This is a genomic window from Enterobacter cloacae subsp. cloacae ATCC 13047, from assembly GCF_000025565.1.
Taxonomy (GTDB): Bacteria; Pseudomonadota; Gammaproteobacteria; order Enterobacterales; family Enterobacteriaceae; genus Enterobacter; species Enterobacter cloacae.
The window spans coordinates 2,724,446-2,740,489 of record NC_014121.1 but is presented as its reverse complement, the minus strand read 5'-3'; the positions used below and the strand labels follow the sequence as shown (position 1 = coordinate 2,740,489).

The following is a 16,044-nucleotide window of genomic DNA, read 5'->3' as shown; positions in this document are numbered from 1 at the left end:
CAGTCCCTCGAATGAAAATAAGCCTTCAACTTTATGACATACACGTCATATTAGCTATAATGCGCGACAATTTTCTTAGAGTAAAAGTGACGATATGAATTCTCTGTTTGCCAGTACGGCCCGTGGGCTGGAAGAGCTGTTAAAAACTGAACTGGAAGCCCTGGGCGCGCAAGAGTGCCAGGTGGTTCAGGGTGGTGTCCATTTTGAGGGCGACACACGGCTTATTTACCAGAGCCTGATGTGGAGCCGCCTGGCGTCGCGCATCATGCTGCCGATGAAAGAGTGCAAGGTCTACAGCGATCTTGATCTCTATACCGGCGTACAGATGATCGACTGGACAGAGATCTTCACGCCAGACGCGACCTTCGCGGTGCATTTTAACGGTGTAAACGATGAGATCCGCAACAGCCAGTACGGCGCGCTGCGTGTGAAAGATGCCATCGTGGACTGCTTTACCCGTAAAAACAAAGAACGACCAAACGTCGATCGTGAAAACCCGGATCTGCGCATTAACGTCTGGCTCAATGGCGATACCGCCAGCATCTCTCTGGATCTGAGCGGGGCCGGTCTGCATCTGCGTGGCTACCGCGATCGCACCGGTATGGCACCCATCAAAGAAACGCTGGCTGCCGCTATCGTGATGCGCTCCGGCTGGCTGCCGGGCACGCCGCTGCTCGACCCAATGTGTGGTTCCGGTACGCTGCTGATTGAAGCCGCGATGCTGGCCACCGACCGCGCTCCCGGCCTGCATCGCGGCCACTGGGGCTTTAGCGGCTGGGCGCAGCACGATGAAACAATCTGGAAAGAGGTCAAAGCCGAAGCGCAGGCCCGTGCGCGTAAAGGCCTGGCGGAGTACACCTCCCATTTCTATGGATCTGACAGTGACCCGCGCGTCATTGAACGCGCGCGCAGCAATGCCCGTCGCGCGGGTATCGGTGAGCTGGTGACCTTTGAAGTGAAAGATGTCGCGAACCTGACCAACCCGCTGCCGAAAGGCCCGTATGGTACTGTTATTAGCAACCCGCCATACGGCGAGCGTCTGGATAGCGAACCGGCGTTGATTGCCCTGCACAGCCTGCTGGGCCGCAATATGAAAGACTACTTTGGCGGCTGGAATCTCTCCCTGTTTAGCGCTTCACCAGAACTGCTGAGCTGTCTGCAGCTGCGTGCCGATCGCCAGTTTAAGGCGAAGAACGGCCCGCTGGACTGTGTGCAGAAAAACTACCATCTGGCGGAGAAAGCGGCGGACAGCAAACCGTCGGGCGTGGCGGAAGATTACGCTAACCGTCTGCGCAAGAACCTGAAGAAATTTGAAAAATGGGCCAAACAGGAAGGCATTGAATGCTATCGCCTGTATGACGCCGATCTGCCGGAGTACAACGTGGCGGTTGACCGCTATGCAGACTGGGTGGTGATTCAGGAATATGCTCCACCAAAAACCATTGATGCGCAAAAAGCGCGCCAGCGCATGCTGGACGTGATCGCAGCGACGATTGCCGTGCTTGGCATTGCGCCAAACAAACTGGTGCTGAAAACCCGCGAGCGTCAGAAAGGGAAAAACCAGTATCAGAAGATGGGTGAGAAGGGCGACTTTATTGAAGTGGGCGAATACAACGCTCGCCTGTGGGTTAACCTGACGGATTACCTCGATACCGGGCTGTTCCTCGACCACCGCATTGCCCGTCGTATGCTGGGCCAGATGAGCAAAGGTAAGGACTTCCTTAACCTGTTTTCCTATACCGGTAGCGCCAGCGTGCATGCGGGCCTGGGCGGCGCGCGCAGCACCACTACGGTGGATATGTCGCGCACCTATCTGGAGTGGGCGGAGCGCAACCTGCGTCTCAATGGCCTGACCGGACGCCAGCATCGTCTGATGCAGGCTGATGTCCTGGGCTGGCTGCGTGACACCGATGAACAGTTCGATCTGATCTTCATCGATCCGCCAACGTTCTCCAACTCCAAGCGTATGGAGGATAGCTTTGATGTACAACGCGATCACCTGCGCCTGATGACCGACCTGAAGCGCCTCCTGCGTAAAGGCGGCACGATTATGTTCTCGAATAACAAACGCGGTTTCCGCATGGATCACGACGGCCTGGCCGCTCTGGGACTGAAAGCACAAGAAATCAGCCAAAAAACGCTGTCTCAGGACTTTGCCCGTAATCGTCAGATCCATAACTGCTGGCTTATCACCGCGGCCTGAAAGGAAAAATAAATGTCTTTAATTAGTATGCACGGTGCGTGGCTCTCCTTCAGCGACTCACCGCTTCTCGACAATGCTGAACTGCACATCGAAGACAACGAACGCGTCTGTCTGGTGGGCCGTAACGGCGCGGGTAAATCCACGCTGATGAAAATCCTCAACCGCGAGCAGGGTCTGGATGACGGGCGTATTGTTTACGAGCAGGATCTGATTGTCTCCCGTCTGCAGCAGGATCCGCCGCGTCATGTCACCGGCAGCGTGTACGATTTCGTGGCGGAAGGGATTTCGGAGCAGGCTGAATACCTGAAGCGCTATCACGAGATTTCTCATCTGGTGATGACCGACCCGAGCGACAAAAATCTTAACGAACTGGCGAAAGTCCAGGAGATGCTCGATCATCACGGCCTGTGGCAGCTGGAGAACCGTATTAACGAGGTGCTGGCTCAGCTGGGCCTGGAGCCGGATATGCAGCTGTCTGCGCTATCTGGCGGCTGGTTGCGTAAGGCGGCACTGGGCCGCGCGCTGGTCAGCGGGCCGAAGGTGCTGCTGCTGGATGAACCAACCAACCACCTGGACATTGAAGCGATCGACTGGCTTGAAGGGTTCCTGAAAACTTTCAGCGGTACCATTATCTTCATCTCCCACGACCGTTCCTTCATTCGCAATATGGCGACGCGCATTGTCGATCTCGACCGTGGCAAGCTGGTTACCTATCCCGGCGATTACGATACTTATCTGCTGGAAAAAGAAGAAAACTTGCGCGTGGAAGAGCTGCAAAACGCCGAATTCGACCGCAAACTGGCGCAGGAAGAGGTGTGGATCCGTCAGGGGATCAAAGCCCGCCGTACCCGCAACGAAGGCCGCGTTCGTGCCCTGAAAGCGATGCGTCGTGAACGCAGCGAACGTCGCGAAGTGATGGGCAGCGCCAAAATGCAGGTAGAAGAGGCCTCCCGTTCCGGCAAGATCGTCTTCGAGATGGAAAACGTTAACTACCAGGTTGACGGGAAAGTGCTGGTGAAAGACTTCTCCGCCCAGGTTCAGCGCGGGGATAAAATCGCCCTGATTGGCCCCAATGGCTGCGGTAAAACCACGCTGCTGAAGCTGATGCTGGGCCAGTTGCAGGCGAATAGTGGCCGAATTCACTGCGGCACCAAACTGGAAGTGGCCTATTTTGACCAGCACCGTGCAGAGCTGGATCCGGACAGAACGGTGATGGATAACCTTGCCGAAGGTAAGCAGGAGGTCATGGTAAACGGTAAGCCGCGCCATGTGCTGGGCTATCTCCAGGACTTCCTGTTCCACCCTAAACGGGCGATGACCCCGGTGCGTGCGCTGTCTGGCGGTGAGCGAAACCGTCTTCTGCTGGCGCGGTTATTCCTGAAACCAAGCAACCTGTTGATTCTCGATGAACCAACCAACGACCTGGATGTCGAAACGCTCGAACTGCTGGAAGAGCTGATCGATGGTTATCAGGGCACCGTGATGCTGGTGAGCCACGACCGTCAGTTCGTTGACAACACCGTGACCGAATGCTGGATCTTCGAAGGCGAAGGGCGGATTGGTCAATATGTGGGTGGCTACCACGACGCGAAAGGGCAGCAGGCACAGTCGCTGGCGCAAAAACAGGCGAAGTCTAAAACAACGACTGAACCTGTTGTAACAAAAGCAGAAACTGTCAAGAAAACCTCGGCTAAACTAAGCTATAACCTGCAGCGCGAACTGGAGGGTTTGCCTCAGCGTCTTGAGGAGCTGGAGGCCGCGCTGGAGGCGCTGCAAGCGCAGGTTGCCGATGCATCCTTCTTCACCCAATCGCACGACTATACTCAAAAAGTCCTGGCCGAATTGTCCGCAGCTGAAAAAGCTCTGGAAGAAGCATTTGAGCGCTGGGAGTACCTTGAGTCTCTGAAAAACGGCGCATAAACAGGGATAACATATGTGTGACCAGCACCATGCCGACAGGCATATATTATGCTCGCAATGCGATATGCTCGTGGCGTTGCCAGAGCTTGGTCACGGACATAAGGCCCTGTGCCCGCGTTGCGGCACAACGTTGACAACCGAATGGGACGCGCCAAGACAGCGTCCCACGGCGTATGCGCTGGCCGCGTTGTTCATGTTGTTGCTCTCTAATCTCTTCCCCTTCATCTATATGAAGGTGGGAGGGATGACAAGCCAGGTTGATCTGCTTGAAATTCCGGGGGTGATGTTCTCGGAAGATTACGCCAGCCTCGGCACCTTCTTCCTTCTGTTTGTGCAGATCGTTCCGGCTTTTTGTCTGGTTGTCATCCTTTTGCTGGTCAACCGCGTAAAAATGCCCGCAGCCCTGAAAATCAAACTGGCGCGAGTCCTGTTTCAGCTTAAAAGCTGGGGGATGGCCGAGATTTTTCTGGCGGGTATTCTGGTCAGCTTCGTAAAGCTGATGGCCTACGGTGACGTGGGGATTGGCAGCAGCTTTATCCCGTGGTGTCTCTATTGCGTGCTGCAGCTGCGCGCATTCCAGTGCGTTGACCGACGTTGGGCATGGGATGATATCGCTCCGGCTCCCACACTTGCCCAGACGGTGAAGGTTGGCGTGCCGGGGATCCGCCAGGGACTGCGCTCTTGCTCCTGCTGTACTGCCGTGCTGCCCGCGGATCTGGACGTCTGCCCACGCTGTGAAACCAAAGGTCATGTGCGACGCAAAAATAGCCTGCAGTGGACCATGGCGCTGCTGGTGACCTCTGTCATGCTGTATCTTCCCGCGAATATTCTGCCGATTATGATCACCGATTTGCTCGGTGACAAAATGCCCTCGACGATCCTCGCCGGGGTGATATTGCTGTGGGGCGAGGGATCTTATCCGGTGGCTGGGGTGATTTTTATCGCCAGTATTATGGTGCCTACCTTAAAAATGATCGCGATTGCCTGGCTCTGCTGGGATGCGAAAGGGCACGGCAAACGCGACAGCGAACGCATGCACCTCATTTATGAAGTTGTCGAGTTTGTTGGACGCTGGTCAATGATTGACGTGTTTGTCATTGCCGTTCTCTCTGCACTGGTGCGGATGGGCGGTTTGATGAGTATTTATCCTGCGATGGGGGCTTTAATGTTTGCGCTGGTCGTGATTATGACCATGTTTGCGGCCATGACCTTCGATCCTCGTTTATCGTGGGATCGTGAGCCTGAATCAAGCCATGAGGAAGAGTAAGAGCATGGAAAATAAGAGTGGAGAGGCGAAAGTGCAGAAGGTCAAAAACTGGTCACCGGTGTGGATTTTTCCCATCGTGACGGCGCTGATCGGTGCATGGATCCTGTTTTATCATTACAGCCATCAGGGACCGGAAGTGACGCTCATCACCACCAATGCCGAGGGGATTGAGGGCGGTAAAACGACCATCAAAAGCCGCAGCGTGGATGTAGGGGTGGTTGAAAGCGCCACCCTGACGGATGATTTAACGCATGTAGAAATTAAAGCGCGGTTAAATGCCGGGATGGAAAAGCTGCTTCACGGTGACTCCGTTTTTTGGGTGGTTAAACCGCAGGTCGGTCGGGAAGGGATCAGTGGTTTAGGCACGCTGCTCTCGGGCGCGTATATTGAGCTACAGCCGGGGGCAAAAGGGGCGCAGCCAGCCCAGTATCAGCTTTTAGACTCTCCACCGCTAGCCCCGCCTGATGCAAAAGGGATCCGCGTGATTCTCGACAGTAAAAAAGCGGGCCAGCTCTCACCTGGCGACCCGGTGTTGTTCCGCGGCTATCGTGTTGGCTCGGTCGAGACCAGCACCTTTGATCCGCAAAAAAGGACCATCAGCTATCAGCTGTTCATCAATGCGCCAAACGATCGTCTGGTGACCAGCAACGTACGCTTCTGGAAAGACAGCGGGATCGCGGTCGATCTCACCTCAGCAGGTATGCGCGTTGAAATGGGGTCGCTGACCACCCTGTTTGGCGGCGGCGTCAGCTTTGACGTGCCGGAAGGGCTGGATCTGGGGCAGCCGGTGGCCGAGAAAACGGCCTTCAGGCTCTTTGACGATCAAAGAAGCATTCAGGACGCGCTCTATACCGATCATATTGATTACCTGATGTTCTTTAAAGATTCCGTCCGCGGCCTGCAGCCGGGTGCGCCCGTTGAGTTCCGCGGTATTCGTCTGGGTACGGTCGGACAGGTGCCGTTCTTTGTGCCGGGACTTCAGCAAGTACTTGATGATGACTATCGTATTCCGGTACTGATCCGCATTGAGCCAGAGCGTCTGGTTAACCAGATTGGCGAGAATCAGGATATCGGCGCGCATATTACCGATTTAATGAACCGTGGCCTGCGCGGCTCGCTGAAGACTGGCAACCTGGTGACTGGTGCGCTGTATGTGGATATGGATTTCTATCCAAAAGCTCCGCCGATTACCGGTATCCGTGAATTTGGCGGCTACAAGATCATTCCAACGGTGAGCAGCGGTCTGGCTCAAATCCAGCAGCGTCTGATGGAAACACTGGATAAGATCAACAATCTGCCACTGAATCCGATGATTGAAGCGGCGACAGGCTCGTTGCATCAGAGCCAGGAGACGATGCAGCGTCTGCAAACCACGCTGGATAACATCAATAAGCTCACGGCAAGCCAGAGCATGCAGCAATTGCCGCAGGATATGCAGAAAACGCTGCGTGAACTGAACCGTAGCATGCAGGGCTTCCAGCCTGGTTCAGCGGCCTACAACAAGATGGTGGCTGATATGCAGCGTCTTGATCAGGTCTTGCGCGAACTGCAGCCCGTACTGAAAACGCTCAATGAGAAGAGCAACGCGCTGGTGTTTGAAGCAAAAGATAAAAAGGATCCTGAGCCGAAGAGGGCGAAACAATGAAAAAATGGCTAGCGATTGTAGGTGCGATGGTGCTCACGGCCTGTAGCTCAGGGAGTGAAACGAAAAGCTACTATCAGCTGCCGCTGATGGCGCAGGTGGGTACGCAGAGCACCGCCTCACAGGGCAACCGTCTGCTGTGGGTTGAGCAAGTGGCTGTGCCAGATTATCTGGCCGGCAACGGGGTGGTTTACCAGACCAGCGATGTGCAGTATGTGATTGCGAATAATAACCTGTGGGCCAGCCCGCTGGATCAACAGTTGCGCAATACGCTGGTGGCGAATCTCAGCAGCCAGCTTCCGGGCTGGGTTGTCGCCTCCCAGCCTCTTGGAAGCGACCAGGACACGCTGAACGTGACGGTAACGGGCTTCCATGGTCGTTATGACGGTGCCGTTGTCATCAGCGGAGAATGGCTGCTTAACCATCAGGGACAGCTGATTAAGCGTCCGTTCCATCTGGAGCTCAAGCAGCAAAAAGATGGCTATGATGAAATGGTGAAAGTGCTTGCCCAGGGGTGGGCACAGGAATCGGCCAACATCGCGAGAGAAATCTCCCGGCTGCCATAAGTAAAATTCATCATCAAAAACCGCAATCGGTGTGCCACTGATTGCGGTTTTTTTTCGGTTTTACGTCAGACCGTTACTTGTCCCGGGTCACAATTTTTGTACAAATGATCTTCTGGCTAGCTCACAAATATGACATCCGTATGAATTTTGAACGTTGACGCTACGACTAATTCGGGGTATTCGTTATCTGTGCCTGCACGCATTGTGCAGTCACTGTTTTCTTTCCACCAGACAAAAGAATGAGGGAAACGAGGCATGAAGAGACAGAAACGAGATCGCCTGGAACGGGCTCATCAACGTGGTTATCAGGCCGGCATCGCTGGACGATCTAAAGAAATGTGTCCTTATCAGACGATTAATCAAAGGTCACAATGGCTGGGAGGCTGGCGAGAAGCCATCGGCGACAGGGCACTCATAGCCTGATAACGTCTCTTTAAAAACAGAAACCTCCGCAATGCGGAGGTTTCGCCTTTCTGAAGCCGCGTAAAGCAGCGTTTAGAAAGCAGATGTATCCTGGAACAGGCCCACTTTCAGGTCGTTCGCGGTATAGATCAGACGGCCATCTACCAGCACTTCGCCATCCGCCAGGCCCATAATCAGGCGGCGGTTAACAATGCGTTTGAAGTGAATACGATAGGTCACTTTCTTCGCAGATGGCAGAACCTGACCCGTGAATTTCACTTCACCCACACCCAGCGCACGGCCTTTACCTTCGCCGCCCAGCCAGCCCAGGTAGAAGCCAACCAGCTGCCACATCGCATCCAGGCCCAGGCAGCCAGGCATTACCGGATCGCCAATAAAGTGGCAACCGAAGAACCACAGGTCCGGATTGATATCGAGTTCTGCTTCTACGTAACCCTTATCGAAGTTGCCGCCGGTTTCGGTCATTTTCACGACACGGTCCATCATCAGCATGTTCGGGGCCGGTAACTGTGGGCCTTTCGCGCCAAACAGTTCACCGCGACCAGAGGCAAGAAGATCTTCTTTTGTATAGGATTCGCGTTTATCTACCATGTTCTCAGTAAGCCTTATTTTAGTGAAGGACGCAGGATAGCTAACACGTGTACGCTGAACAAGTCCGATCAGTTTGAACTAAACCAACCTAACCAGCGTAACGGCCACGGATAACGATGACGAGCATCTTGCTGGGTCGCCTGAGCAATGCGCTCCTGGATGGTCTGCATCAGGGTCGTTTGTCCCTCGCCGTCCCATACCAGGTTTGTCAGTAAGGGTAGTGCATCCTCGACGCCTTCGATGGCCCAGAGGGAGAATTGTCCCTGCTCTACCGCATCCAGCAGTGCCTGGCTGAGGCTTAAATGGCGTGCGTTGGGGGCTGGAATAATCACACCCTGTTTGCCGTTTAACCCGCGTTGCTGACAAATAGAGAAGAAGCCCTCAATCTTTTCATTCAGGCCCCCCACTGGCTGGGCACGACCAAATTGATCGACCGAACCGGTAATGGCGATGTTCTGATTGATCGGGACTTCCGCCAGGGCGCTGATTAAGGCACACAGCTCGGCCATAGAGGCGCTATCACCATCCACTTCGCTGTAGGATTGCTCAAACGTCAGCGAGGCAGAGAAGGGGATTTGTTGCTCAAGCTGCAGCTCTGACATCAGGAACGCCTGCATGATCATCATGCCTTTGGCGTGGATGTTTCCACCCAGCTCGGCTTTCCGTTCGATGTCGGTAAACTCGCCATCGCCAATATGGACGACGCAGCTGATGCGTGAAGGCTCGCCAAACGCACGCGGATGCCCGGGAAATTCAATCACCGACAGGGCATTGATCTGTCCGATGCGCTCGCCTTCGGTCTCGACCAGAATTTGCTCCAGCAGAATTTCATCCTGCATACGATCGGCCAGATAGCCTTCCCGCCACTCTCTTTGGGCCAGCATCTGGGAAAGTTGCTCACCGGTAAATGCGCCATTCCCACTGATCGCACCCACTTCACGCAGCTGTTTGCTGATCCAGAGCGGACACAGCGGCAGCGTCTCCTGGTCACCGGTATAGCGAACCGCTTCGCGGATAAGTCCCGGCCAGGCGTCAGCCGCAGGCGTCGGCAGGGCAAAGCGGGCAGCAACGGCCATCACCCACTGACACCACTGCGCCATGTCATCGGCATCAGCAATCTGAATATTGTCTTCGTACTCGCTGTACACCGCCTGTGCAGCCAGCTCCGGCTCCATTTCCTGGAAATCAGCCAGCGATTCACGGTCACCCGTCAGCACCACGGTCAACGACAGCGGCATGGAAGGGACAGAGACCGGCAGAGGCCGAGACTCGTCATAGCCCACCCAGTCAAATCGTTGCTGGCTCACAATTGTTTTCAGGCGCATCCATAGCAGCGGCTGGGAGAGCAGGGTACGCAGGGAAATGATCAGTACGCCGCCATTGGCGCGATGCACCAGGCCCGGTTGCAGCGATAACTCACCGTTGAACTGGCGAAGGCAACCAAAGAGTTGTTCGGCCTCGGCCCAGTTAGCGGATACCACTTCGCCCTTTACCGCAAAACGGCCATCAGCCTGTTCTGCGGGTTCGAAAGTGACATCATGTCCTGAAATACGATACTGGCCGCCGTAAATAGCATTGGCTTCCGGCTGCAACTGGCGCATGGCATCACCCAGAAGCGTTAAATACTCGGCTTCTTCCGGGGCTTTGAGCAGCATGAAGGGAGATGTCGCCCACGGGCTTAACACCTGCTCCAGTGCGTAATGCAAACGCGGTTGTGTATCGCTAAGTATGAATTCGTGTTCTTGTGCGAGGTCTGGCTGTGCAAACAATTCCTGATAACTTTCGGTATCCGGAACAAGGTCACGCCATGCAAGTTTCGTAATGGTCAAAGTTGATGTTTTTTAGTCAGATGTAAAACCGTGGAGTATACCGTAAGCGGGGGGCTCTTCCCAAGCAGGATTGGGGTTTTCGGGAAGCGAATCGCCTGCAACGCTTCACAGGATATGATTTCTTTTCAGCAGATTGCTAAAAAACTGATATTCTGAACAGAGTTACGTGGTAACACTGAGATCGCAATGAAATATCAACAACTGGAAAATCTCGAAAGCGGCTGGAAATGGAAGTACCTGGTCAAAAAGCACCGAGAAGGGGAGCTGATTACCTGCTACATCGAAGCCAGCGCCGCACAAGAGGCCGTGGATATTTTGCTGACCCTCGAAAATGAACCGGTACAGGTGAATGGCTGGATTGAGAAACATATCAATCCGGCACTGTTGAACCGGATGAAGCAAACTATCCGTGCACGACGCAAACGGCATTTTAATGCTGAGCATCAGCACACCCGTAAAAAATCCATCGACCTGGAATTCATGGTCTGGCAGCGTCTTGCAGGGCTTGCGCAACGGCGGGGAAAAACGTTGTCAGAAACGGTGGTGCAGTTGATTGAAGATGCCGAGCATAAAGAGAAATACGCCAACCAGATGTCTACGCTGAAGAACGATCTTCAGGCGCTGCTGGGTAAAAAATAACTTTTGAGTTTCTTCAGATAATAAAAAACCCCGCATGGCGGGGTTTTTTTATAAGACGATAACTTAAGCCGCTGGCTGAGTTACAACGTCTTTAACGCCTTTAACTTCGATCTCTACGCGACGATCTGGTGCCAGGCAGTCGATCAGAGCAGCGCGAGCTTTAACGTTGTCACAGGTGTTGCCAGTAACTGGGTTAGATTCGCCCATACCACGTGGGGAGATCTTGTTAGCTGGGATACCTTTAGAGATCAGGTAATCAACAACAGACTGAGCACGTTTCTCAGACAGTTTCTGGTTGTAAGCGTCAGAACCGATACGGTCGGTGAAGCCCAGAACCACTACAGAACCGTCTTTAGGATCCAGGTTGCTCAGCTGGGTGTACAGCTGATCCAGTGCCTGCTGACCTTCTGGTTTCAGGGTCGCTTTGTTGAAGTTGAACAGAACGTCAGACTTCAGAGTGAAGTGCTTGGTCTGTACTTCTGGAGCTGGAGCCGGCGCTGGAGCAACAACTGGTGCTGCATCTTCCTGCTGGCCGAAGCGGTAGGAAACACCTACGCTCAGCATGCCGTTGTCTGGACGAACACCAACGGTAGCACCGTCACCGATGTTGTTAACCCACTGGTATTCCAGACGGGTAGCGATATCACGGGTCATAGCCCACTCTACGCCACCAGCGAATACTGGGGAAACACCAGTGTCGTGGTCGTCGCCAGCGTTGCTGTTGCTGGAGTCAGCGCGCCATACCATGCCGCCCAGACGGGTGTACACGTCCAGATCGTCAGTTACTGGGTAACCCAGTTTAGCAGTCAGCTGAACGCCCTGAGCTTTGAAAGCGCCATTGGTTTCGTTGCCTTTGTAAGGCATACGACCTAACCAGTCGTAACCCATTTCAAAGCCAACATACGGGTTAACCTGATAGCCACCGAACGCACCTGCACCAAGCTGGCTCTCGTGAGTCGGGCCATCATTGTTGTTTGCGCTGTTGTACCAGCCGGTGTCATGGAACTGAGACCAGCCCAGTTTACCACCTGCATACCAGGTATTATCTTTCGGAGCGGCCTGCGCTACGGTAGCGAAGCCAGCCAGTGCCACTGCAATCGCGATAGCTGTCTTTTTCATTTTTTGCGCCTCGTTATCATCCAAAATTCGCCATGAAAATCTCAATCGAGAATCACGGTTAAATCCTTCACCGGGGGGCGTGGTCAAATATAAATCTACCGATATCTTCGGCTTAGGCCGAGCACCCCTGGCGATGTAAAGTCTACAACGTAGCTGAAAACTTACAAGTGTGAAGTCCGTCAGGCATATGAAAAAAAAAGTTCCGTATACCGATTATTTAACAATTTCTGAACGAAATTTGTGCAATAAAATTAAGAAGAACCGCACCAGACAAGCCTTGCCGCCGTTTTGGACGATGGAACTAAAAGCGCATCTTAAGGTCGAAAAAAATTCCAGGAAAACTCTTAAATTTGTTCAGTGATACAAATTTGAGTGAATTTTTAGCCCAGAAAGTTGTCCTCTGCGGTAAGAATCCTGGCGAACCGGGCGCATGATAAAGCCGATCGCATTGCCTTCTTCTGCCGCTTCGGTGAGGCGAAAATGTTCCTGCTCCGTCAATTCGTCTGATAACCATCCAATCACCACGCTGTAATTCCCTGTACGTAATGCCCGGATCATCGACTCAACCGTATCGCAAGGAGAGAGTTGGTTAATTTGCATGACCTTCGTCAGCGGCAGGCCTGCAGACTGAACCCATTCCCGGCTCAGTTTCTGCTGCGGCGTCAGCCAGAGCTGCCAGCGCGATTGCTGACCAAGCTGCTGCAAGAGCGGCAGTAACAGAAGTTGGGTCAACAGGGGCTGGTCTTCACGATAAACCACTTCACTGATAAGCCCTGTCGAAACACGCCCGACGGCGTTCTGTGCGACATCGCCAGCGGTAGAAGAGAAAGATGTTGAGCGATTTGCATAGCCTGAAGTGTACATAATCATTCCAGCCCTGTAGTTACTGTATGAATATACAGTAACCCCTGTATGCATAAAGATCAACCTCAATTTCGGAAAGCGACTCGCAAAATTCATTCATTCCTGGCGAACCTGAAAAAATCATCTTGCTCATCGGCAATAAGTTGCCTATTTTCCTGTTAACGGATCCGTTAGTAAGAAATGTCGTCGTTAATATCTGATTTTTAATGGAAATATCATGAAAAAGATATCTTATGAACGGATTTATAAATCCCAGGAATACCTCTCTCCATTAGGAGAAATTCATCATCGTGCGCTTTTTGGTGGCTATACCCTGGCCGTCGATGAGGCGGTGTTTGCCATGGTGTCAGACGGTGAGCTTTACCTTCGCGCCTGTGAGGAAAGTGCGAAGTACTGTGTAAAAAACGGATCCTCATTTTTGACCTTAATGAAACGCGGCCGGCCGATCCTTCTCAACTATTATCGTGTGGATGACGGTCTCTGGCAGGACAGGGAGCGGCTGCTTCAGCTTTCCTCTTACGCGCTTAATGCCGCGCGTAAAGAGCGCATACAACGCTACCAGCGAAACCGGCTAAAGGATCTGCCCAACCTGACTTTTCAGCTGGAAGTCCTGCTCTGTGAAGCCGGGATTACCAACGAAGATACCCTCCGGTCGCTGGGAGCCAGAACGAGCTGGCTAAAGCTGCGGGCAAAGAATAAAGCGCTCAGTATTAAAGTACTGTTTGCCCTGGAAGGGGCGATTGAGGGCCTGCATGAAGCGGCACTCCCGGCGGAAATTCGCCGGGAGCTGACGGAGTGGTTTAATGCGCTGCCTGAGCCACAGGAGAATCGCTCCTCCAGGTAGCGATTTGCTGTTGCAGTCGGCAAATTTCTGGCAGCAGAGCGATAAGCAGACCAATCTGCTGGAGAACCAGCGGCGCTTTGCTGTCGTTTCCTGGGTCAAGATGCGCAATCCGTTGAGCCAGTTCATCCAGCGCCTGCTGGACACGCGGTTGATCGGCTGGGCGGTGATGTAGCGCATCATCGACATAGCAGACAGCATCATCCAGCAAGGCAAGGATGCCCGGGTTTGTCAGTTTTTCGCGGTGGGCACCGAGCGTTGAGATATAGCTGGTGAAGGTATGGTTCAGGCACAGCAGGCGGAAAGCCGTTTCACGAATTTCTGCCGTGGCGCGCGGCTCCGTTGACATATTAGAGACTACGGAAGCCAGTTCAGCATCGCTGTTATGCGCATCACGTCGGGCAATGCGGTAAGCCAGACGGTTATCGCGTCCCTGGTGGTACTGTTCAAGAATGGCATCCAGATAGCGGCAGTTGGCATTCATCGCCCTGTCCAGGACGCGCGGCAAATTACGAAAACGCCAGTCGGGCCAGATAAAACTCACTGCCGCCCAGGCGATGGCACAGCCGAGCAGCGTATCGATCACGCGGGGCAGGGCGACTTCAAACCCTTCGCCCAGCAGATTAAAGCAGAGTAGCACCAGCAGGGTGATGAACATCGTCGCGTGGGCGTACTGCACATTACGAAAGGCGAAGAACAGCACCCCGGTGATTACGATGAGGATCAGCTGGCCTTCCACCGAGGGCACAAAATAGAGCACCGGTAGCCCGATTGCGACCCCAACCAGCGTGCCGATAATACGCAGCGCCAGGCGGTGTCGGGTGGCGTTATAGTTCGGCTGGCAGACGAACAGGCTGGTCAGCAGGATCCAGTATCCGTGATGTAAACCGGTTATCTGGATAAAGGCGTAACCCACGCACAGCACCAGTGACATGCGTACCGCATGGCGAAACAGGGCGGATTCCGGCGTAAAGTTTCGGCTTAACCGGAGCCACATATCGCTAAAACTGTGCACGCTGTCATCCGCGAGCTGACTGTCTGCCTCATTGCCCGGCAGCGCCATGGCCTGTTCAGACTCAATCGTTGCCAGCTGAGCATCAATCGCCCGCAGGTTATTGAGCAAAAATCCCAACGCTTTAATGTGCTCCGGCGACGTTCCGCTGGCTCGCACGCGGTCAATTGCCGCATCAAGATGGCTGAACACGCGTTCAAAGCGTGGATCGTGTTGATAAGGCGTGCGCAGCAGAATGGAGCGCGCCAGCTGCTGGCACGCCTGGGACTGCATGGAAAGCAGACGCTGGAAGCGGAACATAACGTCGCTGTAGCGAAACTTCTCGCGCAGGGCCGCATACTGAACATGAGACGAGCTGGCGCGTTCATGAATATCCTGAGCGGCAAAGTAATAGTGCAGCGTTCTGCGCGTCCCTCGCTGGCCACGGTCGCCGCGAAGCCGGGTAAGCAGCGACGCTTTTGTCTGGTTAAGCGTGGCGACAAGCTGGCCGTTCGCCAGAGCCAGATCGTAGAGCGGAGCCTGGCTCTCCTCTTCGATATCCGGGTCAAACAGCCGGGATTTGAGCTCAAGATAGTGGGCCAACTGCTCGTAACTTCTGGCAAGGTTATCCTGCAGAGGACGAACCGGGAAGATCAGATGGCCGGTTAACGTCAGCAGGTTATACCAGATGGCCCCCAGCAATAGCAGTACAGGCTGCTGATACCATTGGTCGTAAAGTGACACCCCCAGCATGGTGTAGATTGCAATCAGCAGGGCGCCAAACGCGATGGTGGCATAGCGCTGCCCCAGCCCACCCAGCAAAATAAACCCGCTGGTGGAAAGCGTAAGGCCTAATGCAAACAGCCATGGCCACGGGAACAGCAACTCCACGGACGCGGAGGCAATAAAAAAACAGATAAGGGTGATGACCAGGTTGCGCAGACGCCCGGCAAGGCGATCGTCGAGATCCGCCAGCGCTCCCGCAACCACCCCCAGCGTGAGCGGAATGGTGAGCTTGACATCGTTCAGCCACCACGGCAGCGCAACCGTGCCGCAAAGTGCGATAAAAATCCTGACGTTATAGAGCCAGGAGCTGTTCCAGGTGTAACGGCGAAGCAGTGGGCTTAGCATAGACGCGGCCAGTCCTTA

General features: G+C 54.0%; 13 protein-coding genes. 8 read left to right on the top strand and 5 right to left on the bottom strand.

Going from position 1 to position 16,044, the window contains the following annotated elements; genetic code table 11:
- The first annotated feature begins 94 nt into the window (after positions 1-94).
- The 6 genes from rlmKL (at position 95) to rmf (ending at position 8,021) form a co-directional block, all read left to right on the top strand.
- On the top strand, positions 95-2,203 hold the full coding sequence (gene rlmKL / locus ECL_RS13245; protein ID WP_013097266.1) for a bifunctional 23S rRNA (guanine(2069)-N(7))-methyltransferase RlmK/23S rRNA (guanine(2445)-N(2))-methyltransferase RlmL: 2,109 nt from the start codon (positions 95-97) through the stop codon (positions 2,201-2,203).
- Between the two features lie 12 nt (positions 2,204-2,215).
- Positions 2,216-4,123 carry an ABC transporter ATP-binding protein gene (locus ECL_RS13240; protein WP_013097265.1) on the top strand — a complete coding sequence of 636 codons (1,908 nt, stop codon included), beginning with the start codon at positions 2,216-2,218 and terminating at the stop codon, positions 4,121-4,123.
- A 13-nt stretch (positions 4,124-4,136) separates the two neighbouring features.
- On the top strand, positions 4,137-5,390 hold the full coding sequence (pqiA, locus tag ECL_RS13235; protein ID WP_028027912.1) for a membrane integrity-associated transporter subunit PqiA: 1,254 nt from the start codon (positions 4,137-4,139) through the stop codon (positions 5,388-5,390).
- A gap of 4 nt (positions 5,391-5,394) precedes the next feature.
- Complete coding sequence (gene pqiB, locus ECL_RS13230; protein WP_013097263.1) at positions 5,395-7,035, top strand: intermembrane transport protein PqiB; 1,641 nt, start codon at positions 5,395-5,397, stop codon at positions 7,033-7,035.
- Positions 7,032-7,598: a membrane integrity-associated transporter subunit PqiC gene (pqiC, locus tag ECL_RS13225; RefSeq protein WP_013097262.1), complete on the top strand. Its 567-nt coding sequence runs from the start codon at positions 7,032-7,034 to the stop codon at positions 7,596-7,598. Before pqiB ends, pqiC begins: the two co-directional genes overlap by 4 nt.
- Positions 7,599-7,853: 255 nt before the next feature.
- Complete coding sequence (rmf, locus tag ECL_RS13220) at positions 7,854-8,021, top strand: ribosome modulation factor (protein WP_013097261.1); 168 nt, start codon at positions 7,854-7,856, stop codon at positions 8,019-8,021.
- Positions 8,022-8,093: 72 nt separating this feature from the next.
- On the opposite strand, the gene fabA is transcribed toward rmf, so the two are convergent.
- Both fabA and ECL_RS13210 read right to left on the bottom strand, forming a co-directional pair.
- On the bottom strand, positions 8,094-8,612 hold the full coding sequence (gene fabA, locus ECL_RS13215) for a bifunctional 3-hydroxydecanoyl-ACP dehydratase/trans-2-decenoyl-ACP isomerase (protein WP_013097260.1): 519 nt from the start codon (positions 8,610-8,612) through the stop codon (positions 8,094-8,096).
- A 68-nt stretch (positions 8,613-8,680) separates the two neighbouring features.
- Positions 8,681-10,441 (bottom strand): Lon protease family protein, encoded by a 1,761-nt coding sequence (locus tag ECL_RS13210; RefSeq protein ID WP_013097259.1) that lies wholly within the window; start codon positions 10,439-10,441, stop codon positions 8,681-8,683.
- A 186-nt stretch (positions 10,442-10,627) separates the two neighbouring features.
- Here ECL_RS13210 and matP point away from each other — a divergent pair, with 186 nt between their 5' ends.
- On the top strand, positions 10,628-11,080 hold the full coding sequence (gene matP, locus ECL_RS13205) for a macrodomain Ter protein MatP (RefSeq protein WP_013097258.1): 453 nt from the start codon (positions 10,628-10,630) through the stop codon (positions 11,078-11,080).
- A 63-nt stretch (positions 11,081-11,143) separates the two neighbouring features.
- Here matP and ompA read toward each other — a convergent pair whose 3' ends face one another.
- Both ompA and sulA read right to left on the bottom strand, forming a co-directional pair.
- Positions 11,144-12,199, bottom strand: a complete 1,056-nt coding sequence (gene ompA, locus ECL_RS13200) for a porin OmpA (RefSeq protein WP_044158562.1) — start codon at positions 12,197-12,199, stop codon at positions 11,144-11,146.
- 354 nt (positions 12,200-12,553) lie between these two features.
- Positions 12,554-13,063, bottom strand: coding sequence for an SOS-induced cell division inhibitor SulA (gene sulA, locus ECL_RS13195; RefSeq protein WP_013097256.1), 510 nt, complete (start codon positions 13,061-13,063; stop codon positions 12,554-12,556).
- Between the two features lie 217 nt (positions 13,064-13,280).
- Here sulA and ECL_RS13190 point away from each other — a divergent pair, with 217 nt between their 5' ends.
- Positions 13,281-13,907, top strand: coding sequence for a TfoX/Sxy family DNA transformation protein (locus ECL_RS13190; protein ID WP_013097255.1), 627 nt, complete (start codon positions 13,281-13,283; stop codon positions 13,905-13,907).
- Here ECL_RS13190 and yccS read toward each other — a convergent pair.
- Positions 13,864-16,026 carry a YccS family putative transporter gene (gene yccS, locus ECL_RS13185; protein ID WP_013097254.1) on the bottom strand — a complete coding sequence of 721 codons (2,163 nt, stop codon included), beginning with the start codon at positions 16,024-16,026 and terminating at the stop codon, positions 13,864-13,866. The genes ECL_RS13190 and yccS overlap by 44 nt on opposite strands.
- Positions 16,027-16,044 lie beyond the last annotated feature (18 nt).

What these genes read in the sequence shown, in the direction of transcription:
- rlmKL (WP_013097266.1), top strand. Translation starts at nt 95, where the DNA reads ATGAATTCTCTGTTTGCCAGTACGGCCCGTGGGCTGGAAGAGCTGTTA.
- ECL_RS13240 (WP_013097265.1), top strand. Translation starts at nt 2,216, where the DNA reads ATGTCTTTAATTAGTATGCACGGTGCGTGGCTCTCCTTCAGCGACTCA.
- pqiA (WP_028027912.1), top strand. Translation starts at nt 4,137, where the DNA reads ATGTGTGACCAGCACCATGCCGACAGGCATATATTATGCTCGCAATGC.
- pqiB (WP_013097263.1), top strand. Translation starts at nt 5,395, where the DNA reads ATGGAAAATAAGAGTGGAGAGGCGAAAGTGCAGAAGGTCAAAAACTGG.
- pqiC (WP_013097262.1), top strand. Translation starts at nt 7,032, where the DNA reads ATGAAAAAATGGCTAGCGATTGTAGGTGCGATGGTGCTCACGGCCTGT.
- rmf (WP_013097261.1), top strand. Translation starts at nt 7,854, where the DNA reads ATGAAGAGACAGAAACGAGATCGCCTGGAACGGGCTCATCAACGTGGT.
- fabA (WP_013097260.1), bottom strand. Translation starts at nt 8,612, where the DNA reads ATGGTAGATAAACGCGAATCCTATACAAAAGAAGATCTTCTTGCCTCT.
- matP (WP_013097258.1), top strand. Translation starts at nt 10,628, where the DNA reads ATGAAATATCAACAACTGGAAAATCTCGAAAGCGGCTGGAAATGGAAG.
- ompA (WP_044158562.1), bottom strand. Translation starts at nt 12,199, where the DNA reads ATGAAAAAGACAGCTATCGCGATTGCAGTGGCACTGGCTGGCTTCGCT.
- sulA (WP_013097256.1), bottom strand. Translation starts at nt 13,063, where the DNA reads ATGTACACTTCAGGCTATGCAAATCGCTCAACATCTTTCTCTTCTACC.
- ECL_RS13190 (WP_013097255.1), top strand. Translation starts at nt 13,281, where the DNA reads ATGAAAAAGATATCTTATGAACGGATTTATAAATCCCAGGAATACCTC.
- yccS (WP_013097254.1), bottom strand. Translation starts at nt 16,026, where the DNA reads ATGCTAAGCCCACTGCTTCGCCGTTACACCTGGAACAGCTCCTGGCTC.